General features: G+C 33.9%; 7 protein-coding genes. All 7 read right to left on the bottom strand.

Translation table 11 applies throughout. The features are described 5' to 3' along the window. Positions 1–625 (bottom strand): iron-sulfur cluster assembly scaffold protein (locus ACP5FO_RS08300; protein WP_428157362.1); only part of this gene is annotated, 625 nt, incomplete at its 3' end. Then, positions 626–1,774, bottom strand: coding sequence for a cysteine desulfurase family protein (locus ACP5FO_RS08295; RefSeq protein WP_428157361.1), 1,149 nt, complete (start codon positions 1,772–1,774; stop codon positions 626–628). Beyond that, entirely contained in the window at positions 1,771–2,127 is a 357-nt protein-coding gene (locus tag ACP5FO_RS08290) for an iron-sulfur cluster assembly scaffold protein (RefSeq protein WP_428157360.1), read from the bottom strand. The genes ACP5FO_RS08295 and ACP5FO_RS08290 overlap by 4 nt, the downstream gene beginning before the upstream one ends. A gap of 88 nt (positions 2,128–2,215) precedes the next feature. After that, positions 2,216–2,494: a preprotein translocase subunit SecG gene (secG, locus tag ACP5FO_RS08285; protein WP_428110635.1), complete on the bottom strand. Its 279-nt coding sequence runs from the start codon at positions 2,492–2,494 to the stop codon at positions 2,216–2,218. Continuing rightward, on the bottom strand, positions 2,494–3,210 hold the full coding sequence (gene tpiA / locus ACP5FO_RS08280; RefSeq protein ID WP_428157359.1) for a triose-phosphate isomerase: 717 nt from the start codon (positions 3,208–3,210) through the stop codon (positions 2,494–2,496). The genes secG and tpiA overlap by 1 nt, the downstream gene beginning before the upstream one ends. Beyond that, positions 3,211–4,389, bottom strand: a complete 1,179-nt coding sequence (locus ACP5FO_RS08275; RefSeq protein ID WP_428110633.1) for a phosphoglycerate kinase — start codon at positions 4,387–4,389, stop codon at positions 3,211–3,213. 12 nt (positions 4,390–4,401) lie between these two features. Then, positions 4,402–5,391, bottom strand: coding sequence for a type I glyceraldehyde-3-phosphate dehydrogenase (gene gap / locus ACP5FO_RS08270; RefSeq protein ID WP_428110632.1), 990 nt, complete (start codon positions 5,389–5,391; stop codon positions 4,402–4,404). Positions 5,392–5,787: the final 396 nt, after the last annotated feature.

Raw genomic sequence — 5,787 nt, 5'->3', positions numbered from 1 at the left:
CTACATCAATGGATTTTACATCCCATCTGTACTCAAATTTCTCGACAATTTCTTCTTTTATTGCATTTGCAAATTGATTTGTATCTTTAAGATTTAAATATATCGTAAGCTTGCCATCTACAAAATCTATTTTTGAAAGTAGTTTTGATCCCACTAAGTCTCTGCCTGTATTTGGGTCTATTACGCCCCTTAGGCGTTCTTTTATCAATGCTTCATCAGTTGGCTTATCTTTGGGTACAAGGCCGTTTTTTTCTTCATAGTTTTCAATTGCTCGCTTAAGAGACTGTATGGCTAAAATAGAGCAGTGTACTTTAACAGCTGGCAAACCTCCAAGTTCATCTACTACTTGAGAATATTTTAAGTTTTTTGCTTCTTCAATTGTTTTGCCTTTCGCAATTTCAGTAATAATAGACGCTGTTGCAATGTTTGAAGCGCATCCGAAAGATTTAAATTTTATATCTTCAATAACATGCGTATCTTTATTTACTTTTAATTGTAACTGAACCATATCACCGCAAGCGGGAGAACCTTCTGTTGCTTGAGCATCAGGGTTTTCGATTTCACCTAAGTTTTTTGGATTTAAAAATAAATCCATTACTTTTTTTGAGTATGGTATACTTGGCATTTAATCCTCCTTGTATAGTGGGCTTAAATTTCTTAAAAAAGCTACATCTTCTTTTAAATACTCTATTGTCTGATCTATTTCTTTTAATGTGTTAAATTTACCAAACGAAAATCTAATAGAACCATGAGCCAACTCGTGCGTCAAACCGCATGCAAGAAGCACATGTGAGGCTTCAAGTGATTTGGAAAAACAAGCACTACCTGTTATCACACTTACGCCTCTTAAGTTTAGCCTTAAAGTCAAAGATTCACCTTCAATAAACAAAAAAGTTACATTTACTATACCTGGATGAGACATTTTGGGACTATTTATTCTAATGTGCGGTATTTGGTTTATTTTTTCTAGAAAGTAATCTTTTAAGTTTTTAATATAGTCGTATATTTTTTTGTCAAATATCTCTATAGCTTTTTGCATGCCAACAATTGCGGGTATATTTTGAGTGCCAGCTCTTAAGTTATATTCCTGATAACCACCAGTAATAAGTGGTTCAAGCTCAATAGAGTTTTTTGCAATTAAAGCTGATGCTCCTTTTGGGCCATAGTATGTATCTGAGCCTATAGTTAAAAGATCAATATTGTATTTTGATAGATCAATATCAAAAAAAGGAAAAGAAAAAGTTGCATCACAGTGATACGCACAATTTTTCTGCTTACAAATTTCACCAATGCTGATTATATCCTGAAGTGTACCTATTTCTTGATTTACATGTTGAATACTGACTAAGATTGTATTATCATCAATTAGATTATTTAATTCATCAAGGTTTACCAATCCTTCGTTGTTGACGCCTATATACCTTATCTCAAAGCCTTTTTTTTGCAAAAACCTACATGTATTTATGATTGATAAATCTTCAATTTTGCTAATAACGATATTGCCCTTTTTTTTGCTAAAAGCTATTCCTTTTAGTGCTAGATTATTTGATTCTGTAGGACTAGATGTAAAAATACACCTATAATCTTTAGCGCTTAGTTTATCCAATATAAATGCTCTTGCACTTTCAAGTGCTTCTTGGGCAATTAAACCATCTTCATGACTAAATATTGATGATGCTATGGCATAGTTTTGTGTAAAAAAAGGTATCATTGCTTTTAATACTTCATCATCTACTTTAGTTGTTGCTGCATTATCAAAGTAAATTCTGTTCATTTTTCCCCCTTACTATTAATTAGAGCTTCTTTAAAAGCTTCAATTGCACTATTTGCGCACTCAAGGCGTTCTTTTGGAATACCTACTAAATTAGAATTTAAAAAGTTTTCATCTATGCTTAAGGCATTTTCTATTGTCTTATTTTTAAATGTTTTGGCTAGAAAACTTGCAACTGCAATAGCAACAGGACAGGCTTTTACTTTATAATCAATAGCTACAATTATGCCTTGTTTAGTTTTAACATAAAATATGACCTTTGCGTTGAATTCAATATTTTCTCTAACGCCTATGCCATCTGGATCAAGTACAGTATCTTTAATAGGGTAAAAAAAATGGCTTTCAAAGCTTTCCATACAACCTCCTATTTAGATACTATAATACTAACTTTTAAAAAGTCAATATATCTTGATAAGTTTTGTCAAGTTAAGCTAAAGCGCCTACTTATTTAGGCGCTTTAGTGGTATTTGTAAATATAGTTGATTGGGTTTGATTTTTGTAGACATAATACGAGATAGCAACAGAATTAATCATAAACAAAAAGGCTAAAACCCATGTGATTTTGGCAAAAAACGACATTGCACCTGTTGCTCCAAAAAGTGTATCAGAAGCTCCAGCGCCAAAGGATACGCCCATATTTGCACCTTTTCCTTTTTGAAGCAAAATAAGAACAATTAATAAAATAGACAATATACCCTGCAGTATCATAAGGACAGTAAGCATCAACTAACTCCTTTTTCTTTTTCAAAATTTAAAACAATTTCATAGAATTTTTGCGCATCTAAACTTGCACCGCCTACCAAAAAACCATCAACATTTTGTATTTTTGAAAGCTCTCCTGCATTTTGAGCGTTTACGCTACCACCATAGAGTACTTTTGTGTCTATAAATTTCTTTATAAACTCATGTACCTCAAAAATTTGCTCAGAATTTGCAACTTTCCCGCTTCCTATTGCCCATATAGGCTCATATGCGATTATAACAGTTTCTTTTATGTCTAGCAAATCTTTGGCAAGCTGATTTTCTATGATTGTAAAAGTTTCGTTGTTTTGTCTTTGAGATAAGCTTTCACCCACGCATAAAATTGGAGTTATGTTGTTTTTAATAGCGCTTTTTATTTTTTTATTAATCATATTGTCATCTTCACCAAACAATTGTCTGCGCTCACTGTGTCCAACAATAACAATCTGGCAGCCTACAGATTTTAGCATCATTGCTGAAACTTCACCAGTATAGGCACCTTCGTCTTCAAAGTATAAATTTTGTGCTCCAAGCTGTATGTTTGAATTTTTAAAACACTCAGATAGGTCTTTTAGGTAGACAAAGGGTGCACAAACGGCAATTTCTGCTTTGGCATCTGACAATTTTGATTTTATGGCGCAGCCTACCTCTAAAGCCTTTTTGTAGTCAAAATGCATTTTCCAGTTAGCTACTATCATCTAGGCCTCCAGTGCTTCGATACCTGGCAACTTTTTGCCTTCAAGCAGCTCCAAACTTGCACCACCTCCTGTGGATATATATGTAATATTGTCTGTTTCGTGTGCACGAGCTATGGCATCTGCTGTATCACCTCCTCCTGCTACACTTAATGCATAGCTTGAGCCTACGATGCGCGCCATTTCTCTTGTGCCACGAGAAAACCTGTCGATTTCATATACACCCATAGGACCATTCCATACAATAGATCCGCAATCGTGCATTACTTCTTCAAACATCTTGCATGAAGCAGGACCTATATCAAGCCCCATATAGCCATCTGGTATTTCCTGATAGGGTACAATTTTTGTTACAGCTTTTTCGTCCATTTTTTCTGAGACTACAAAATCTACAGGAAAGTACATTTTAATTTTTTTATCCTGAGCTTTTTGGTATATATCCTTTGCTGTTTCTAAATAGTCATTTTCTACCAGAGAATTACCAACCGGTAAGCCTAATGCTTTAAAGAAGGTAAACACCATAGCTCCGCCAATTATAATTTTGTCAACTTTATCAACAAGATTATATACAGCTGATATTTTTGAAGATACCTTAGCTCCGCCAAGCACAGCAATTAAAGGCCTTACTGGGTTATCCAAAATACGACTGAAGTATGTAATCTCTTTTTTAAGCAAAAAGCCTGCAGCTTTAATCTCACAAATTTTTGGAAGTGTGTATACAGATGTATGTTTTCTGTGACTTACGCCAAATGCATCATTGATGTACACATCAAATAACTCTTTTAGTTTTTTTGCAAATTCTATGTCATCTTTTTCTTCGCCTGGCTGAAATCGCAAATTTTCAAGCAACAAACAATCCCCATAATCCATAGAATCTATAGCTTTTTTGACTTCATCACCAACGCAAGAATCTATAAATTTTACTTCTTTATTCAATAGTCTAGAAAGCCTCTTTGCTACATTTGCAAGAGAGTATTTTGGGTCTTTTTTGCCTTTTGGTCTTCCCATATGAGAAGCCAATATTACTTTTGCTTTTGCATCTATGCAGTAATTTATGGTAGGCAGTGTTTCTCTTATGCGCTTATCGTCCATTATGTTTCCTTCATCATCGATTGGCACATTGAAGTCGCACCTGACAAAAACCCTTTTATTTGTAAGGTTAAGCTCATTTATAAAAATCATAAATTTACCCCTTTAGATCATTTTTAACATAACATCTTTTAATCTTGAAGAGTAGCCAAACTCATTGTCATACCAGGCAAAAACTTTTACCATATCATTTATAATATGTGTCATTGTACCGTCAAATATGCTTGAGTGTGGGTTTCCATTTAAATCATGAGACACAAGGGGCTCTTCTGTATATTCTAATATGTTTTTTAACTTAGTCTGGCTAGCTTTTTTAAAAGCTTCATTTACCTGCTCAATTGTTGGGATATTTTTTACATTGCATACAAAGTCAATCAAAGATACATTGGAAGTAGGTACACGTATTGATATACCGTCAAGTTTGCCGTTTAGTTCTGGTATTACTACGCCGATTGCTCTTGTGGCGCCTGTGGTGGTTGGGATCATATTCATTGCAGCAGCGCGCGCCCGCCTTAGGTCTTTGTGAGGCAAATCAAGGATTCTTTGATCGTTTGTATACGAGTGAACTGTTGTCATAAAGCCTTTTGTTACTGTAAAATTATCATGAAGCACACGGATTACTGGCCCTATGCAGTTTGTTGTGCAGGATGCATTTGATATAATCTGATTATTTTTAAAATCAAAGTTATCGCTATTTACACCAAGTACCACTGTGGGAATGGTTTTATCTTTTGGAGGTGCACTTAACAATACTTTTTTTGCACCTGCCTGAAGATGTTTTTGGGCTAATTCTTTTGTTAAAAAAATTCCTGTTGACTCAAGTACTACATCAATATCAAGCTCGCCCCAGGGAAGCTCGGCTGGGTCTTTTTTTGCAAATATTTTTATTTTTTTGCCATCAACTATAATGTTTTCATCATCATAGGAAACTGTTTTTTGAAAAATACCATGGTTTGTATCATATTTTAATAGGTGTGCAAGCGTTTTTGTATCTGTTAGGTCATTTATTGCAACAATTTCGATTTCTTTATAATCGCTTGCAATGCGAAAAAATATTCTACCAATTCTACCAAATCCATTTATAGCTACTCTCATAAAAACCTCCACGATTTTTTTAACTTTAGTATATTATTAATTTATTTTTTTTCAAGCGCTTTTTAAAAAGGAGAGTAAAAATTTTTTTTAAAAAGTTTATAAAAAGCATTTTTAAAACTCTTGACAAACAAGCGTAATTGGATTATTTTTAACTGTAGGTTTGAGGTTAAGAGAAAAATTATTGAAAGTTAAATTTTTTTCTTGACAAGTGTGAAAAAAGTTGTTAAATTTAGAAACGAATTTAAAAAAGTTTTCAGTTAGGAGGTTAAGTATGAAAAAAAGGCTAGTCTCACTCGTTGCAGCAGCTGCGCTTTTGGGCAGTGTCTCATTAGCATCTGCTGGCACAGTTACCACAAAAGGTGACACAAACATTTCTATCGGTGGCTTTATCCAGAC

The sequence above is a fragment of the Desulfurella sp. genome (assembly GCF_049977265.1).
GTDB lineage: Bacteria > Campylobacterota_A > Desulfurellia > Desulfurellales > Desulfurellaceae > Desulfurella.
The sequence above is the reverse complement of the archived record's forward strand: the minus strand, read 5'-3'. Positions and strand labels throughout refer to the sequence as shown.